The sequence below is a fragment of the Jannaschia seosinensis genome (genome assembly GCF_001408515.1).
In the GTDB taxonomy this organism is placed as follows: Bacteria; Pseudomonadota; Alphaproteobacteria; order Rhodobacterales; family Rhodobacteraceae; genus Jannaschia; species Jannaschia seosinensis.
This window is the reverse complement of the sequence record NZ_CYPR01000109.1, coordinates 1-15,254: the sequence shown is the minus strand read 5'-3', so window position 1 is coordinate 15,254 and position 15,254 is coordinate 1. Positions and strand designations below refer to the sequence as shown.

Annotated in this window: 17 protein-coding genes; 12 read left to right on the top strand and 5 right to left on the bottom strand. The window is 63.7% G+C overall.

Annotated features, from left to right (window positions below; translation table 11 throughout):
• Window positions 1-122 precede the first annotated feature (122 nt).
• Together dusA and JSE7799_RS08905 are read left to right on the top strand one after the other, a co-directional pair.
• Window positions 123-1,112: a tRNA dihydrouridine(20/20a) synthase DusA gene (gene dusA / locus JSE7799_RS08910; protein ID WP_055663334.1), complete on the top strand. Its 990-nt coding sequence runs from the start codon at window positions 123-125 to the stop codon at window positions 1,110-1,112.
• Window positions 1,113-1,169: 57 nt separating this feature from the next.
• Window positions 1,170-2,000: a sulfite exporter TauE/SafE family protein gene (locus JSE7799_RS08905; protein ID WP_055663302.1), complete on the top strand. Its 831-nt coding sequence runs from the start codon at window positions 1,170-1,172 to the stop codon at window positions 1,998-2,000.
• Between the two features lie 6 nt (window positions 2,001-2,006).
• Here the strand turns inward: JSE7799_RS08905 and JSE7799_RS08900 are convergent, their stop codons facing one another.
• The 3 genes from JSE7799_RS08900 to ccmI are packed head-to-tail and all read right to left on the bottom strand — an operon-like array spanning window position 2,007 to window position 3,932.
• Window positions 2,007-2,249 (bottom strand): DUF1289 domain-containing protein, encoded by a 243-nt coding sequence (locus JSE7799_RS08900; RefSeq protein ID WP_055663301.1) that lies wholly within the window; start codon window positions 2,247-2,249, stop codon window positions 2,007-2,009.
• Between the two features lie 4 nt (window positions 2,250-2,253).
• On the bottom strand, window positions 2,254-2,727 hold the full coding sequence (ruvX, locus tag JSE7799_RS08895; protein ID WP_245624843.1) for a Holliday junction resolvase RuvX: 474 nt from the start codon (window positions 2,725-2,727) through the stop codon (window positions 2,254-2,256).
• On the bottom strand, window positions 2,724-3,932 hold the full coding sequence (gene ccmI / locus JSE7799_RS08890) for a c-type cytochrome biogenesis protein CcmI (RefSeq protein WP_055663300.1): 1,209 nt from the start codon (window positions 3,930-3,932) through the stop codon (window positions 2,724-2,726). The genes ruvX and ccmI overlap by 4 nt, the downstream gene beginning before the upstream one ends.
• A gap of 194 nt (window positions 3,933-4,126) precedes the next feature.
• Here ccmI and JSE7799_RS08885 point away from each other — a divergent pair, with 194 nt between their 5' ends.
• The 8 genes from JSE7799_RS08885 (at window position 4,127) to JSE7799_RS08855 (ending at window position 10,947) form a co-directional block, all read left to right on the top strand.
• A complete protein-coding gene (locus tag JSE7799_RS08885; RefSeq protein ID WP_055663299.1) occupies window positions 4,127-5,371 on the top strand; it encodes a sarcosine oxidase subunit beta family protein in 1,245 nt (414 codons plus the stop codon).
• Between the two features lie 106 nt (window positions 5,372-5,477).
• Window positions 5,478-5,639 carry a hypothetical protein gene (locus tag JSE7799_RS21030; protein WP_186201889.1) on the top strand — a complete coding sequence of 54 codons (162 nt, stop codon included), beginning with the start codon at window positions 5,478-5,480 and terminating at the stop codon, window positions 5,637-5,639.
• A 33-nt stretch (window positions 5,640-5,672) separates the two neighbouring features.
• On the top strand, window positions 5,673-5,981 hold the full coding sequence (locus JSE7799_RS08880) for a sarcosine oxidase subunit delta (protein WP_055663298.1): 309 nt from the start codon (window positions 5,673-5,675) through the stop codon (window positions 5,979-5,981).
• Window positions 5,978-8,953 carry a sarcosine oxidase subunit alpha family protein gene (locus tag JSE7799_RS08875; RefSeq protein ID WP_055663297.1) on the top strand — a complete coding sequence of 992 codons (2,976 nt, stop codon included), beginning with the start codon at window positions 5,978-5,980 and terminating at the stop codon, window positions 8,951-8,953. Before JSE7799_RS08880 ends, JSE7799_RS08875 begins: the two co-directional genes overlap by 4 nt.
• Window positions 8,946-9,443, top strand: coding sequence for a sarcosine oxidase subunit gamma (locus JSE7799_RS08870; protein WP_055663296.1), 498 nt, complete (start codon window positions 8,946-8,948; stop codon window positions 9,441-9,443). Before JSE7799_RS08875 ends, JSE7799_RS08870 begins: the two co-directional genes overlap by 8 nt.
• Window positions 9,444-9,497: 54 nt before the next feature.
• Window positions 9,498-10,097, top strand: a complete 600-nt coding sequence (locus JSE7799_RS08865) for a superoxide dismutase (protein ID WP_055663295.1) — start codon at window positions 9,498-9,500, stop codon at window positions 10,095-10,097.
• Between the two features lie 131 nt (window positions 10,098-10,228).
• Window positions 10,229-10,474, top strand: coding sequence for a hypothetical protein (locus JSE7799_RS08860; protein WP_055663294.1), 246 nt, complete (start codon window positions 10,229-10,231; stop codon window positions 10,472-10,474).
• A complete protein-coding gene (locus JSE7799_RS08855) occupies window positions 10,474-10,947 on the top strand; it encodes a host attachment family protein (protein ID WP_055663293.1) in 474 nt (157 codons plus the stop codon). Before JSE7799_RS08860 ends, JSE7799_RS08855 begins: the two co-directional genes overlap by 1 nt.
• Window positions 10,948-10,953: 6 nt before the next feature.
• On the opposite strand, the gene JSE7799_RS08850 is transcribed toward JSE7799_RS08855, so the two are convergent.
• On the bottom strand, window positions 10,954-11,496 hold the full coding sequence (locus JSE7799_RS08850) for an LOG family protein (protein ID WP_055663292.1): 543 nt from the start codon (window positions 11,494-11,496) through the stop codon (window positions 10,954-10,956).
• 111 nt (window positions 11,497-11,607) lie between these two features.
• Here JSE7799_RS08850 and JSE7799_RS08845 point away from each other — a divergent pair, with 111 nt between their 5' ends.
• Both JSE7799_RS08845 and JSE7799_RS08840 read left to right on the top strand, forming a co-directional pair.
• Entirely contained in the window at window positions 11,608-12,786 is a 1,179-nt protein-coding gene (locus tag JSE7799_RS08845; RefSeq protein ID WP_186201888.1) for a LysM peptidoglycan-binding domain-containing protein, read from the top strand.
• A gap of 66 nt (window positions 12,787-12,852) precedes the next feature.
• Window positions 12,853-14,667 carry an ABCB family ABC transporter ATP-binding protein/permease gene (locus JSE7799_RS08840; protein ID WP_055663290.1) on the top strand — a complete coding sequence of 605 codons (1,815 nt, stop codon included), beginning with the start codon at window positions 12,853-12,855 and terminating at the stop codon, window positions 14,665-14,667.
• Window positions 14,668-15,028: 361 nt separating this feature from the next.
• Here the strand turns inward: JSE7799_RS08840 and JSE7799_RS08835 are convergent.
• The coding region (locus tag JSE7799_RS08835) for an ATP-binding protein (protein ID WP_144431625.1) at window positions 15,029-15,254 on the bottom strand (226 nt) is incomplete at its 5' end.

Here is a 15,254-nt window from a genome sequence, read left to right as displayed (position 1 = left end):
GTACGCGACCGGCGGAACTTCGATATCTTTTGTCTGCACCATTCGTGCGATAGGGCCGCGAAAGAAGTGGGCGAAGCCCCCATCTGGTACAGATGGCCGAACGATTTGCAGGCGCGCGAGACATGCAGATGAACCACGATTACAAGCTTTCCGTGGCGCCCATGATGGATTGGACGACGCCGGCCTGCCGCGTGTTCCACCGGATTCTCACCACGGAAACCTTGCTTTATACCGAAATGGTGACGTCCGCCGCGCTTGTGCGTGGTGGCGCGACGCATCTGCTCGACCTCGATCCGCGCGAAGGGCAGGTGGCGCTGCAACTGGGCGGCAGCGATCCGGGCGAGTTGGCCGAAGCGACCGCCATGGGTGTGGAGCGCGGTTATGTCGAGGTGAACCTCAATGTCGGCTGCCCGTCCGACCGCGTGCAATCGGGATGTTTCGGAGCGGTTCTGATGGAGCGGCCGGAACTGGTCGCGGAATGCCTTGCCGCGATGGCGGAGGCGGCGGGTGACGTGCCCGTCACGATGAAGTGCCGGATCGCGGTCGATGATCAGGTGCCGGAGGACGTGCTCCCCGACCTTTTGTCGCGCATGAACAATGCGGGCGTACACGGCGTCACGATCCATGCGCGCAAGGCTTGGCTTCAGGGGCTCAGCCCGAAGGAAAACCGCGAGGTGCCGCCGCTCGACTACGCGCTTGTTCATGGGATGAAGGCGCGGTTTCCGAAGTTGCATCTTTCGATCAATGGCGGGATCGCTACGCTGGATGCGGTGGCGGAGCATCTGGCCATGATGGATGCCGTCATGGTCGGCCGCGCAGCCTATCACGATCCGGCCGCGATCCTGCTATCGGCCGACAGCGTGATTCACGGCCGCCCGGATCCGTGCCCTGACCGGGAGACGGCTGTCCTGCGGATGATCCCCTACATCGAAGAGCATCTCACGGCCGGCGGGCGCCTGAACCAGGTGACGCGCCATATGCTGGGCCTCTTCCACGGCGTGCCGGGCGCGCGGCATTGGCGGCGCATTCTATCCGAGGGCGCGGCGCGGTCCGGTGCCGGCGTGGAGGTCCTGCACGACGCTCTGGAACAGGTCATGGTCCGCGCCGCCTGATCGGTGCTTTCCACCGTCGGGTGCGCCGGATATGCCGGAACGACTCCGGAGGACCCGATGATCGACCCAACCGCGCTCGCCCTGCTTACCGTGTTTCTCTTGGCCGTCGGCGCGGGGGCGGGGGTGCTTGCCGGTCTGCTCGGCGTCGGCGGAGGGATCGTGCTGGTCCCGGCATTCTACTACATCTTCGGCACGATCGGCTATGACGGCCCGAAGCTGATGCAAACCTGCGTGGCGACTTCGCTTGCGACGATCGTGATCACCTCGCTTCGGTCGGTAAAGGCGCATGCGGCGAAAGGCGCGGTCCGGTTCGATATTCTGCGCGCCTGGGGGCCGGGGATCATCGCAGGCGCGGCCATCGGTACGCTGGTGGCCAAACAATTACGGTCCGAGACGCTGACGGCGATCTTCGCGGGCCTTGCGCTTCTGGTCTCGCTCTACATGGCGTTCGGGCGGTCGCATTGGCGTCTGGCCGAGGAGATGCCGAAAGGGTGGAAGCCTTATCTCTACTCACCCGGCGTCGGATTTCTCTCGGTCCTGATGGGGATTGGGGGCGGCAGCTTTGGCGTGCCGCTGATGACCTTGCACGGCGTTGCGATCCACCGCGCGGTGGCAACGGCGGCGGGATTCGGGATGCTGATCGCGGTGCCTGCGGTCGTGCTGTTCCTCGTCCTCCCGGCGGCCGGTACGCAGCCCCCCGGAACGATCGGCCTGGTGAACCTGCCGGCCTTCGTCGTGGTCGTGGCAATGACCATCGTGACGGCGCCGCTCGGGGCGAGGCTGGCGCATGCAATGGATCCGACGCCGCTCAAGCGCGTCTTCGCAGCGTTTCTGTTTTTGGTGGCGCTGAACATGCTCCGCCAGTCCCTGTTTCGCGGCGGCTTTTAGCTCCGATTAGCCGCGTCGGGCTGCGCGACCGCCGCGGCGCTTGGGCTTCTCCGCCGCACGGCCGGGCAGTTCCGCCATCACCGCACGTCGCGCTTCGGGTGTCATCCGCGACCAAGCGGCAATTTCGTCCAACGTCCGGTGGCACCCTGCGCAGCGGCGTGTCTCCGGATGAACCACGCACAGCTTGACGCACGGGCTCTCGATCTCGGCACGCGTCCAGATGCGGTCGGAAGTCGGGTCGTTCGTCACGTATTCAATCTCTCAGATGCTTTAAGCGGTCGAGCGCGCCTTGCAGGATATACGCGGCCGCGACGTGGTCGATGACCTCTGCGCGACGTTTGCGCGACGTATCCGCCTCCAGCAAGGCGCGCTCGGCCGCAACCGTACTGAGCCTCTCGTCCCAGAAGCCGATGGGCAACTCCGTGCGGCGCGCAAGGTTGCGGGCAAAGGCGCGGGTGGATTGGATCCGCGGTCCCACGCTGCCATCCATGTTGAGCGGCAGGCCCAGGATCAGGCCCGTCACGCCACGCCGCGCGATGATCGCCTCCAGCGCGACCGCATCGGCCGTGAACTTGCTGCGCCGTATGGTTACGAGGGGGCTCGCGACGCTGCGCATCGCGTCGCAGATCGCGACGCCGATGGTGCGGGTGCCGAGGTCGAGCCCGAGAAGCGCGCCGAAAGGAGGAAGCGCGGCGGCGAAGTCCGTTATCTCGTCATGGATGCTCACGGAGCAATCCCCGCATTTTCGGCCGCGCGGGCCAGCAGGTCGAGCGCGTCGCGGTTGTCGGCAAACACCGTCTGCGCCTCGGCATAGACCTGCGCGGCCGCCGCGCCCCGCCCGAGGACACCGTAGGATGTGATGAGCCGGGCCCAGTCGGAGGGCGGACCACCTTCCGCGGCAAGGCGGGTCGCAAGGCCATCGACCATCCCGCCGATCATCTCGATCCGGTCCTGCGCACTCAGATCCTCGACTGCGGCGATGTCGTCCGCCGTGGGCCCCGCGGCACCCGGACGCGGCAGTTCCGCAATTGGCGTCGGCTCTCCCGCGCGAACGGAAACGTCCTCGATCTGCGCGTAGATCGGCGCGAGCCACGGGGCGCCTTCGGGTGAATCGGCCAGCAAGCTGCGCCAGATGCGAAAGGCGAGGTCGGGGCGGCCGCCCTGCTTGTACATCAGTCCCGCGTAATACCGCGCCGTGCCGTCGCCCGGATCCCGGCGCAGCGCCTCGCGGATCGCACGCTCCGCCTCGGGTGACACATAGCCGCCGGCCGCGAAAATCATCAACTCGGCCAGCAGGGACAAGTCTTCTCCCGTCGCCCCATCGCCGAGGATCGCGACCACCCGATTCTGCGCCCGCCAAGCCGTCTCGAAGTCGCCGATGCCCATCTGCGTGGAGACGGCCAGCCGCCAGCCGCGAAGATCATCGGGACGATCGCGCAGGACATCGGTCAGCTGCGCAGCCATCTCGACGACCTGCGGATCGGATCGGTCGATCCGGTCCGGCACATCGGCCTCGGCGGTCGCTTGCCCCGGACGGGCCTCCCGCGCCGCCTCGACGCGCGCGATGCGTTCGGCCAGAGGCAAGTCAGGGTAGCCGGGCGCGCCGATCCGCCAATAGGTGAGGCTTGCGACGGCAACGACAGGCACCGCGATCAAGACCAACCCGAGGCCGAATCGTCCGCTTTCGCGCCGTTTCGCCGTGCCGGCGGCACGGTCAGCGGCCAGCAGACGGCGCGCGACTTCGGCACGCGCGGCCTGAGCCTCCTCAGGGCCGAGCGTCCCACGCGCCGCGTCGCGCTCCAACTCCTTCATCTGGTCGCGGTAGATCGCAACGTCCGGCGGGTCTTCCCGCTCCGGGCGGGTGCGCAGGGCAACCGCCATTACCGCGATGCAGGCCGCCAGAATGAAGGCGGCAACGATCCAGAACTCCATTCCGTCCCCCCGAGATTTCGAGCCGCTCTACCGCGTCGAACGGCCGGACCGAAACCCCCGCGGCGCGTGCTTGCGGCATCGTGACCGACTGGCGCAGACGAGATGTCGGGAATAGGCGCGCAGATGCCGCCCGAGCGCTTGTTCGACCGTTGCGGAGCGGGCATTCGGGGCGATGAGAGACGAGGGGTCCGGCCATGCGACGCTTTTCCGCCTTTGCCATCGCGCGCGAGGCCTTCCGCAACCATGAGGGCTGGGGGCGAACTTGGGCCAAGCGTCCGCCGGGGAAGCGTTACGACGTCGTCATCGTCGGCGCGGGCGGGCACGGGTTGGCGACGGCCTATTACTTAGGCAAGAATTACGGCATCACCAACGTCGCGATCCTTGAGAAGGGCTGGCTCGGCGGGGGAAATACCGGCCGGAATACGACGATCATCCGCTCGAACTACCTCCAGGATCCGTCGGCCGCTCTCTATGAAAAGGCGCGCTCGCTTTACGAGACGCTAAGCCAGGATCTGAACTACAACGTCATGTTCTCGCCCCGCGGCGTCATCATGCTGGCGCAGACGCATCACGAGGTGCGCGGCTACAAGCGGACGGTGCATGCCAACGCGTTGCAAGGGGTGACGACGGAGTGGATCGGTCCGCAGCGTGTGAAGGAGCTGTGTCCGATCATGAATATCGACGGGCCGCGCTATCCGGTGCTGGGCGGTCTTTGGCAGGCCCGTGGCGGCACGGCGCGTCATGACGCCGTTGCGTGGGGTTACGCCCGGGCCTGCACCGACATGGGCATGGACATCATCCAGAAATGCGAGGTCACCGGCGTGCGTACCGAAGGCGGGCGCGTTGCGGGCGTGGACACGACGCAAGGCGCGATCGACTGCGACAAGCTGGGCATCGTGGTGGCCGGGCATTCCAGTGTGCTGGCCGAAAAGGCCGGATTCCGGCTGCCCCTCGAATCCGTGGCGCTGCAGGCTTTGGTGAGTGAACCGATCAAACCCTGCATGGATGTCGTCGTGATGGCCAACACCGTGCACGGCTACATGAGCCAGTCCGACAAGGGCGAGATGGTGGTCGGCGGCGGCACGGACGGCTTCGTCAACTACACGCAACGCGGAAGCTTTCATCACATCGAGGAGACGCTGCGGGCGCTGGTCGAAACCTTCCCGATGATCTCCCGGCTTCGGATGCTGCGGCAATGGGGCGGGATCGTGGATGTCACGGGCGACCGCTCCCCGATCCTGTCGAAAACGCCGGTCAAGGGCGTCTTCGTCAATTGCGGCTGGGGCACGGGCGGCTTCAAGGCCATCCCCGGCTCGGGCTTCGCGATGGCGGAGTTGATGGCGAAGGGATATTCGCCGCTCACGGCGGAGTTCGGGATGGAGCGTTTCCGCGAGGGCCGCTTCATCGATGAAAGCGTCGCCGCGGGGGTGGCCCATTGATCCGGTTCGGCCGCATAAAATTACAAGCGCTTGAAGGGGGTAGGCGGAACGCCTGCGGGCACTTATATCCGGCGTCGAACCTGCAACGAGCCGAGTATCGTTCGCCATGGCACGCTTCAGCCACCGCCGACGCCTTCCGCGTGGCATCAATTTCCTTCTCGGCGGCGTCATCGTCGCCGCGACCCTGGTGGGCGCTGCCGTTATCAGCGGCGTGGTCGATCTCGGCCTCGGCGGTGCGCCGGACGTGCTCATCGAAGGGTCGCGCTGAACGTTCAAATTTCTCTGATTTGCGAGGCGGGCTATGCTCCTCCTGACCTGTCCCTGTTGCGGGCTTTCGGTCGAGGAGACCGAATTGGCTCCCGGCGGTGAAGCGCACCTGAAGCGTGTCGGACCGGACGGTTCGGATACGTCGTTCGAGCAGTACCTGTTCAAGCGCGAGAACCGGAAGGGCGTGCATTTCGAACGCTGGCGCCACGCATATGGCTGCGGAAAATGGTTTCTCGCTGCGCGTGATACGGCCACGCTCGAAGTATTCGGCACCTATCCGGCGCAGACGACGGAGCCGCCCGCAGAGATACGCATGAAGATCGAGAAGGGGAGCCGTGGATGAGCCGTCGTCTGAAGATCGGCGGGCGGTTGATCGACCGCAGCCGCCCCGTGACGTTCACCTTCGACGGGCGCGAGTTGCGTGGCTATGCCGGCGACACGCTGGCGTCGGCGCTGCTGGCGAACGGGCGCATGGTCATGGGCCGGAGCTTCAAGTACCACCGCCCGCGCTCCGTGGTGGGGGCGGGTCCGGAAGAACCCAACGCCCTCATGGGAGTAGGCGAAGGCGCGCGGTTTGAACCGAACCGACGCGCGACATTACAGGAAGTCTATGAGGGGCTGACCGCGCGGAGCCAGAATGCTTGGCCGTCCCTGGGCCTCGATATCGGACGGATGAACGATTACGGCTCCCGGTTCTTGCCTGCGGGCTTTTACTACAAGACCTTCATCCACCCGCGCCCGCTTTGGAAGCACGTGTTCGAGCCGTTCATTCGCAAGGCGGCCGGCTTGGGCGCTGCGCCGGAGCAGGCGGATGCCGACACCTATGCCCATCGCTACGCCTATTGCGATACGCTCATCGCGGGTGGGGGCGTGGCCGGCTTGTTGGCGGCGAAAGCTGCGGGCGAGGCCGGTGAACGGGTCATGCTGGTCGAGAGCCGCGCCGACTGGGGCGGACGATCCGTGACCGACGGCGCAGAGATCGATGGCAAAGCTGCCGACACTTGGGTGAAGGACATCCTGCAACATCTTGACGGGATGGAGAACGTCGTTCGGATGTCGAGGTGCGAGGCGTCCGGCGTCTACGACCACGGCTATGTCCTGTGCACCGAGAACCTGACGGATCACACGAGCCATAAAGACGGTCCGCGCGAGCGGCTTTGGCGTGTCCGGGCGGGGCGGGTCGTCGCCGCGACGGGTGCGATCGAGCGGCCGCTGAGCTTTGCGGGCAACGACGTGCCGGGCGTTCTTCTGGCCTCGGCGCTGCGCGATTACGTGGTGAACCATGCCGTCTCGATGGGCGAGCGGACGGTGATCGTGACGAATAACGACGATGCCTACCGCACGGCCAAGGTTCTATTGAAGGCCGGGTTACGCGTGCCTGCCATTCTCGACGTGCGATCAGCGGCGGGCAGTGCCATTGTCAATGAAGTCAAGGCAATGGGCGTCGCGGTTCATCATGGGCGGGGCATCGCCAAGGTTCACGGCGATGACCGCGTCACCGGCGTCTCGGTCTGCCTTCAGGCGGGCGAAGGGCATGTGATGCAGGAAATCCGCTGTGACTGCGTGGCGATGTCGGGCGGCTGGTCTCCGGTCGTTCATCTGTGGTCGCATTGCGGTGGAAAGCTCTGGTGGGATGAGGTTCGCGCCATGTTCCGTCCGGATCCCGACAATCCGCCAAGTGGCGCGGATGGGCAAGGCTTCGTCACCGCAATCGGCGCGGCATCGGGTGCGTTGACGACAGCCGAAGTTTTGGCCGACGCGGCGGAGGCGATGGATACGGAAGCGCCCGTTTGCGTGGCGGAGGAGGAGGGGCCGATCCAGCCCGTCTGGATTATGCCTGAGGCGGCGGGCCCGAAGTTGCGCACGAAGATGTGGCTCGACTTCCAGAACGACGTAAAGGTTTCCGACGTGCGCCTCGCCGCGCAGGAAGGGTTCGAAAGCGTCGAACATGCCAAACGCTACACCACGCTCGGCATGGCGACCGATCAGGGGAAGCTGAGCAATATCAACGGTCTCGCGGTTCTTGCGGATCGGCTCGACACGACGATCCCGCAGGTTGGCACGACCACGTTCCGCCCGCCCTACACGCCGGTGACGATCGGCACCTTGGCGGGCGAGGCACGCGGCGTCGTGTTCCAGCCGTTGCGCCGCACGCCGATGCACGACTGGCACGAAGCCCAAGGCGCCTATTGGGAGCCGGTCGGCCACTGGCGGCGGCCGTATTGCTATCCGAAGGACGGTGAGAGCCACGACGAGGCGGTGACACGGGAAATCCGCGCCACGCGCAACAGCCTTGGCCTGCTCGACGCCTCCACGCTGGGCAAGATCCTGGTACGCGGCCCGGATGCGGCGAAGTTCATGGATATGCTCTACACGAACATGATGAGCAGCCTGAAGCCGGGCCGCTGCCGCTATGGCCTCATGTGCGACGAGCAGGGCTTCCTCATGGATGACGGGGTCGTTGCACGGATCGATGACCAGACGTTCCTATGTCACACGACGACGGGCGGGGCCGACCGTATCCACGGCTGGATGGAGGACTGGCTGCAATGCGAGTGGTGGGACTGGAAGGTTCACGCCATCAACGTGACCGAGCAGTTCGCGCAGATCGCCGTAGTCGGCCCGAACGCGCGCAAGGTTCTGGAGAAGCTGGGCGGGATGGATGTCTCGGCAGAGATGCTCCCGTTCATGGCTTGGGCCGACGGAACCTTGGGCGGGTTCGACCTGCGCGCCTATCGGATCAGCTTTTCGGGAGAATTGTCTTACGAGTTGGCGGTTCCGGCGACGCAGGGTTTGGCACTGTGGGAGGCGCTTATCGCCGCGGGGGCGGAGTTCGGCGTCACGCCCTATGGCACCGAAGCGTTGCACGTGATGCGGGCCGAAAAGGGGTTCATCATGATCGGCGATGAGACCGATGGAACGGTCGTTCCTCAGGACCTCGGGCTCGACTGGGCGATTTCGAAGAAGAAGGAAGATTTCCTTGGCAAGCGCGGTCAGCAGCGCAGCGAGTTTCAGAAGGCCGATCGCTGGAAGCTCGTCGGGCTTGAGACGATCGACGGAAAGCCGCTGGAAGAAGGAGCGTATGCCATCGGCGAGGGACGGAACGCAAACGGCCAGCAGCGTGTTCAGGGGCGTGTGACATCGACATACATGTCGCCGACTCTGGGCCGCGGCATTGCCATGGGGCTGATCGAGCGCGGTTCCGAACGGATGGGTGAGACGGTTCGATTCTCCCGGATCGGGCAGGGCCCGCAGGAGGCACGCATCGTGAACACCGTCTTTTTCGATCCGGAAGGAGAAAAGGCGAATGTCTGATCTGACGGTCGAACGTCTGCCGCCGCTCGGGATGGTCACGATCCGCGGCGAATTGTCGAAGATCGGCGATGCGATTGTGGGGGAAACCGGCTGCGCGGTCCCGGCTCCACGGATGTCCGAGCGTTCCGGCGAGCGGCAGCTTCTGTGGATGTCTCCCGACGAGTTGATGCTGGTGTGCGAATACGGCGAGGCCGGTGCGACTGCCGATGCGCTTACCGCACGTTTTGGCGACGCGTTCGCGACGGTGGTGAACACGAGCGATGCACGGCAGGTATTCGCGCTGTCCGGGCAACATGCGGAGGACGCGTTGGCAAGCCTGATGCCCGTCGATTTCGCGCGCATGAAAGCCGAAGAGGTGCGCCGGACCCGCATGGCGCAGATCCCGGCCGCGATCTGGCGCGAGGGCGAGGGCTGGCGGCTGATCTGTTTCCGTTCCGTCGCAACCTATGCGGAGGATCTGCTGCGCGGGGCGAAGACAGTCGGGGGTTGACGCGGAAGGGTTCCGGCCGACATCACCCGTAAAGCCAACCGACAGGAGAGTATCATGGCCTTCGAGCTTCCCGACCTTCCCTATTCCCACGACGCCCTCGCGCCTCACGGCATGTCGCAGGAGACGCTGGAATACCACCACGACCTTCACCACAAGGCCTACGTGGATAACGGTAACAAGGCGATTGCGGGCACCGAGTGGGACGGCAAGTCCCTGGAAGAGATCATCAAGGGCACCTACGATCCGAACGCCGTCGCCCAATCCGGGATTTTCAACAACATCAGCCAGCTCTGGAACCACAACCAGTTCTGGGAGATGATGGGACCCGGCGACAAGAAAATGCCGGGCGAGCTTGAAAGCGCGCTGACCGAGAGCTTCGGTTCAGTCGACAAGTTCCACGAAGAGTTCGCCGCGGCGGGTGCGGGACAATTTGGCTCCGGCTGGGCGTGGCTGGTGAAGGATGCTGACGGATCGCTCAAGGTCACCAAGACCGAAAACGGCGTGAACCCAGTCTGTTTCGGCCAGACCGCGCTGCTCGGCTGCGACGTTTGGGAGCACTCCTACTACATCGACTTCCGCAACAAGCGGCCTGCCTATCTCGATAACTTCCTCAAGAACCTCGTAAATTGGGAGAACGTCGCTTCGCGGATGTGAGGCGGCGCGTCTCCTGCGGGCGCTACGCTTAGGACTTCGAAGGGGCGTCTGCGGGCGCCCCTTCGCATTTCAGGAACCGCTCTCGGGCCGGCTACGTTGGTTCATGAGGATCAGATTTGGAGGACAGCATCATGGCCGAACGCCACCGATCCAAAGACGGCAGCCGAGACAGCGACAAGTACATCAAGGACATGCCCGACACGCCCAAGCAGCAGGGCCGGGAAGGGGGCGACATCGCCCGCGACATCGGCACGGAAGATTCGCTGCTTCGCGCGACGAAGCAGGGTGCGCGCGGCGTGACCCGCGTGACCAAATCGAAGGAAGAAGAGGATCCGTCCGAAAATCATGGCGGTCCCCACGGCGGAAAGACGGATTAATGGTCAAACTGAAGAACAAGACGCTCGTTGTCGTCACCGATAGCGAGAAGGCACTTTTTCTAGTCAACCGGACAGATGGAGATGACCCCAACCTCGAGGTCATCCGCAAGGACGAGGAAGCCAATCCGCCGGATCGTGAGCAGAGCGCCAATGTTCCCGGCACGACGCAAGAGAGCGCGGCGCCCGGCGTCCGGAGCTATCAGGAGACGGATTTTCACGAGCTGCAAAAGGAACGCTTTGCCAAGGATCTGTCGGACAAGTTGTACAAGATGGCTCACTCGGGGGACTTCGATTCCCTCGTGATCGTTGCGCCGCCGAGCGTCCTCGGCACCTTGCGCGACGAGATGCATCAAGAAGTGTCCGATAAGGTCATCGGCGAGATCGACAAGACCCTGACCGGACATCCGGTGCCGGATATCGAGAAGATCGTGGTCGAGACGCTCGCGGAGATGGATGATCACCGCGTCGCGTGAGTTGATCTAGTCCGCGATGAACGACAAGGCGGCCTCTGGATTGGAGGCCGCCTTTACATAGGAAAGAAGGCTGGAATCGGCGAAGCCGCTCTCCACCACATGTGACAGGAGCGCCTGAAGCGGCGCCCAGAACTCACCGGCATCCAGGAGCACGATCGGTTTGCTGTGCAACCCGAGTTGGCGCCAAGTCAGCACCTCGAAGAACTCGTCGAGCGTTCCGGCGCCGCCCGGCAGAACGATCACCGCATCCGCGTTCATGAACATGACCTTCTTGCGCTCGTGCATCGTCTCGGTGACGACGAAAGAGGTCAAATCCCGTTTCCCGACTTCGAGCGACATGAGATGCGTGGGTATCACGCCGAAGGTATCTCCGCCGCCTGTCTGCACCGCCCGCGCAACCCTCCCCATCAGCCCGACATCGCCAGCTCCGTAGACCAGCCGCCAGCCGCGCTTAGCGATGCCGGCGCCAAGGGTTTCGGCCAAGGCCGTGTAACGCGGATCGTTCCCATCGCGCGAACCGCAATAGACGCAGATTGATTTCGTCATCACCCTCTCTCCGGCAGCTTTGACCCCCAGTGCCGCGACGGCTACACTCGTGCAAGGACCTTGGGGGGTCGGGATATGAAGATGCGGATCGGGAAGGGCGCGCTGGCGCTTCTGGTGGCGCTGGCGGTCACCGGGGCCGGCGGCTGGTTTCTCGTGTCTCATTCGGATCCGCTCGCCGTGTCTCCACCATTTGTGGTGTCGGAGCGGGTGGACGGCGCAGAGTTTCAAGAGGAAGCGGAACTCGTCACATGGGATGTAGCTATCCCGGTGGTGGCCACCGTGCCTCCGAATTTTGAAGTCGTGCGCATCGACGCTCGCGGATCTGCGGTCATCGCAGGCAAAGGCGAAGTCGGAGCCGAGATCGTGCTCCGGATCGATGGGCAGGAAATCGCAGCCGTAAAGACGGATCAAAACGGAAATTTCGTCTCGCTCTTCGATACCGGTGTCAGTGCCGTGCCGCGAATCCTGACGCTTGAGGCGCGGGATGGGGCAGGAGGGCTCACACCCGGTGAGGCGAGCGTTATCATGGCCCCAGCCGCTCTGCCGCGGCCCGAGACCTCGGACGACTCGATGCCGCAAGCGCTCGACGAGCGGCTGCCGAGGCAAGAAAATGGTTTGGATCCGACCGACGGGACGCACCGGGCAGTGGAAGTGGCACCGTCGGCCGACGACGTGCGCGTGCTGGCTGAGGGACTTGAGCGAGAGATCCGGCCAACATCTCCTGTCTCCCGCGTAGCTGCCTCTCAAATCGCGCCGCCGCGCCTGTTTCGGGCGGGACCGGATGGCGTCACCGCAATGAACCCGGTTCCAGCCGGAGATGCGCCGGATGATCAATCGCCCGTCGAGATAGATGCGATCAGTTACGATTCCGACGGCGACGTGCGGATCAGCGGGACGGGCCTAAGGGATGGACAGGTGGCGATCTATCTCGACAACCGGCCGGTCCAGCTGACGCAGGTGGATGGTGCCGGGACCTGGACCTCTCAGCTGGCGAATGTGCGATCCGGCACCTACACCCTGCGCGTCGATGCGCTCGGCGCCGACGGCACCGTCAGGGGGCGCATTGAGACGCCGTTTCAACGCACGGCGCCCGAAATTGCCGCTGCCGCACGTGAGGCGGGTATCAGTGCGATCACGGTTCAGCCTGGTTTCACGCTCTGGGCGATCTCCGAAGGTTACTACGGCTCGGGCATTCGTTACGTGCAGATCTTCAATGCGAACCAGGATTTCATCAAGAACCCGGACCTCATCTATCCGGGCCAGATCGTGACCTTGCCGGACGCGGCAAACTAGCGCGTAGAGTTTTCATTTCATAAGCCAAGCTTTAACCTGTTCCGGCGCAACCCGATCGGACCAAGAATGTCGCCCAGCAGGATCACCACTGCGGAGGTTCCCTCCCGCCCGCTCCAAATCGTCCGCCGCGTGGCGCCGTATTTGTGGCCGGAAGACAGGCCGGATTTGAAAGTGCGCGTTGTTGTCTCGCTGGCGATGCTGGTGCTGGCGAAGCTGATCGCGGTGACGACCCCGTTCTTCTACAAGGCCGCGACCGATGCGCTGGCGCCCGAGACGGCAACGCCGGCCTGGACGCTTGGCGCCGGCGCGGTCGGGCTGACCATCGCCTATGGCGGGGCCCGCGCGCTCAACATCGGGTTTCAGCAGTTGCGCGACGTTCTGTTCGCGCCGGTCGGGCAGGGGGCGCTGCGGCGACTGGCCTCGGAAACCTTCACACACATGCACCAACTGTCGATGCGATATCACATCAGCCGCAAGACCGGGGGCCTAAGCCGGATTATCGAGCGGGGCGTAAAGGGTGTCGAATTCCTCCTGCGGTTCCTGCTCTTTTCCATCGGGCCGCTGATCCTGGAACTGCTCCTCATCGCGGCGATCCTCTTCTTTGTATTCGACGTCTGGTATCTTGTGGTCGTTCTGGTGACGATCGCGGCCTACGTATCGTTTACGTTCAAGGTTACTGAATGGCGTGTTCGAATCCGGAAGGAGATGAACGACCAGGACACGGACGCCAATCAGAAGGCGATAGACAGCTTGCTCAATTTTGAGACAGTCAAATACTTCGGCGCCGAGGCGCGGGAAGCGGCGCGATACGACAGCGCAATGCAGCTTTATCAGGGCGCAGCGTTGAAGACGGCCTATTCCCTGGCGGCTTTGAACTTCGGGCAATCCGTCCTGATCACGGCGGGGCTGATTGCGGTCATGGTCATGGCCGCAATCGGCGTGCAATCGGGCGATTTGACGGTTGGGGATTTCGTGATGGTCAACGCCTATATGATCCAGATCACGATGCCGCTGAACTTTCTCGGTACCGTCTATCGTGAGATTCGGCAGTCGCTGGTCGATATGGGTGAAATGTTCGGTTTGCTTGAGCAGCCACCGGAAGTGAGCGATGCACCGGATGCCAAATCGCTTGAGGTGCCTCGCGGCGAGGTATCGTTTCGCGATGTCGAATTTGGTTATGATCAGGCCCGCCAGATCCTGCGTAGCGTCACTCTGCACGTTGGGGCGGGCGAAACGGTCGCCATCGTCGGGCCGTCCGGATCTGGGAAGTCGACACTCGGTCGTCTGCTGTTTCGGTTCTATGATGTAGCGCAGGGTAGCATCGAAATCGACGGACAGGATATTCGTGACGTCACGCAGGAAAGCCTCCACGCGCAGATTGGAGTGGTGCCACAGGATACCGTCCTCTTTAACGACACCATCCGGTACAACATTGCCTATGGACGACCTGATGCGACGTTTGAGGATGTCCGCGCCGCGGCCCGTGCCGCACGAATCGACGCCTTTATTGAAGGCCTACCCGAGGGCTACAATACGACCGTAGGCGAGCGGGGACTAAAGCTTTCCGGAGGTGAAAAGCAACGTGTCGGAATTGCGCGAACTCTTCTGAAGGACCCTCCGATCCTGCTGCTTGATGAGGCGACTTCCGCTCTGGATACCGAAACGGAGCAGTCGATTCAGAAGGAGTTGCGTACCCTCGCACAAGGCAGATCTGTGCTCATGATCGCGCACCGTTTGTCGACGGTGGTGGACGCGGATCGGATTGTGGTGCTTCAAGATGGCGAGATCGTCGAGCGGGGCGATCACTTCGCCTTGCTTGCCAAAGGCGGACGATACGCTGCCATGTGGCAACGGCAACTGGCCGAGGATGATGCAGCTTAATGGTCTGTTTGTTGATGACGCGCTGACCAAAAGCAGTTGCTGGGTACAACCATTGTTTAACAACAGCGTAGCACTTTAACCTTCATCCCCATTCACCGGCTCTGTTGCCCAAACTTGATAATGACCGAGTCTCCCCTTTCCCCGGGACAACCTGTTCCACATCCTGTGTGAAGGGGATGCCAAGCGCGGTAGTGGCGTTCAGGTAACAGTACGGATGTCAACGGCGGAGTAAAAACCGGCCACGCGGCGGCGCAAAACCAGGCCAGCGACAGGGCGCCAAGCGCCATGGCGCGCGCGCTTGCCGCATAGCTGGCGCGTGCCATGGCGCATTGGCCCGCAGGGCCAATCCTGTGGCGGGTGATCAGGTTCTGGCTTGGGCCTTTCGGGCGCGGCTTTGGCCGAGCCGATAGCTGTCGCCGTTCATCTCGAGGATGTTGACGTGGTGTGTCAGCCTGTCGAGCAGTGCGCCGGTCAGGCGTTCGGTGCCGAAGGTTTCGGTCCATTCGTCGAACGGCAGGTTGCTGGTGATCATCGTGGAGCCGCGCTCATAGCGCTGCGAGATCAGCTCGAACAAGAGCTCTGCGCCG

Excerpts from the sequence above, each read along its gene's own strand:
- dusA (WP_055663334.1), top strand. The coding sequence starts at position 123 with ATGCAGATGAACCACGATTACAAGCTTTCCGTGGCGCCCATGATGGAT.
- JSE7799_RS08870 (WP_055663296.1), top strand. The coding sequence starts at position 8,946 with ATGTCTGATCTGACGGTCGAACGTCTGCCGCCGCTCGGGATGGTCACG.
- JSE7799_RS08875 (WP_055663297.1), top strand. The coding sequence starts at position 5,978 with ATGAGCCGTCGTCTGAAGATCGGCGGGCGGTTGATCGACCGCAGCCGC.
- JSE7799_RS08860 (WP_055663294.1), top strand. The coding sequence starts at position 10,229 with ATGGCCGAACGCCACCGATCCAAAGACGGCAGCCGAGACAGCGACAAG.
- JSE7799_RS08880 (WP_055663298.1), top strand. The coding sequence starts at position 5,673 with ATGCTCCTCCTGACCTGTCCCTGTTGCGGGCTTTCGGTCGAGGAGACC.
- JSE7799_RS08865 (WP_055663295.1), top strand. The coding sequence starts at position 9,498 with ATGGCCTTCGAGCTTCCCGACCTTCCCTATTCCCACGACGCCCTCGCG.
- JSE7799_RS08840 (WP_055663290.1), top strand. The coding sequence starts at position 12,853 with ATGTCGCCCAGCAGGATCACCACTGCGGAGGTTCCCTCCCGCCCGCTC.
- JSE7799_RS08905 (WP_055663302.1), top strand. The coding sequence starts at position 1,170 with ATGATCGACCCAACCGCGCTCGCCCTGCTTACCGTGTTTCTCTTGGCC.
- ccmI (WP_055663300.1), bottom strand. The coding sequence starts at position 3,932 with ATGGAGTTCTGGATCGTTGCCGCCTTCATTCTGGCGGCCTGCATCGCG.
- JSE7799_RS08855 (WP_055663293.1), top strand. The coding sequence starts at position 10,474 with ATGGTCAAACTGAAGAACAAGACGCTCGTTGTCGTCACCGATAGCGAG.
- JSE7799_RS08885 (WP_055663299.1), top strand. The coding sequence starts at position 4,127 with ATGCGACGCTTTTCCGCCTTTGCCATCGCGCGCGAGGCCTTCCGCAAC.
- JSE7799_RS21030 (WP_186201889.1), top strand. The coding sequence starts at position 5,478 with ATGGCACGCTTCAGCCACCGCCGACGCCTTCCGCGTGGCATCAATTTC.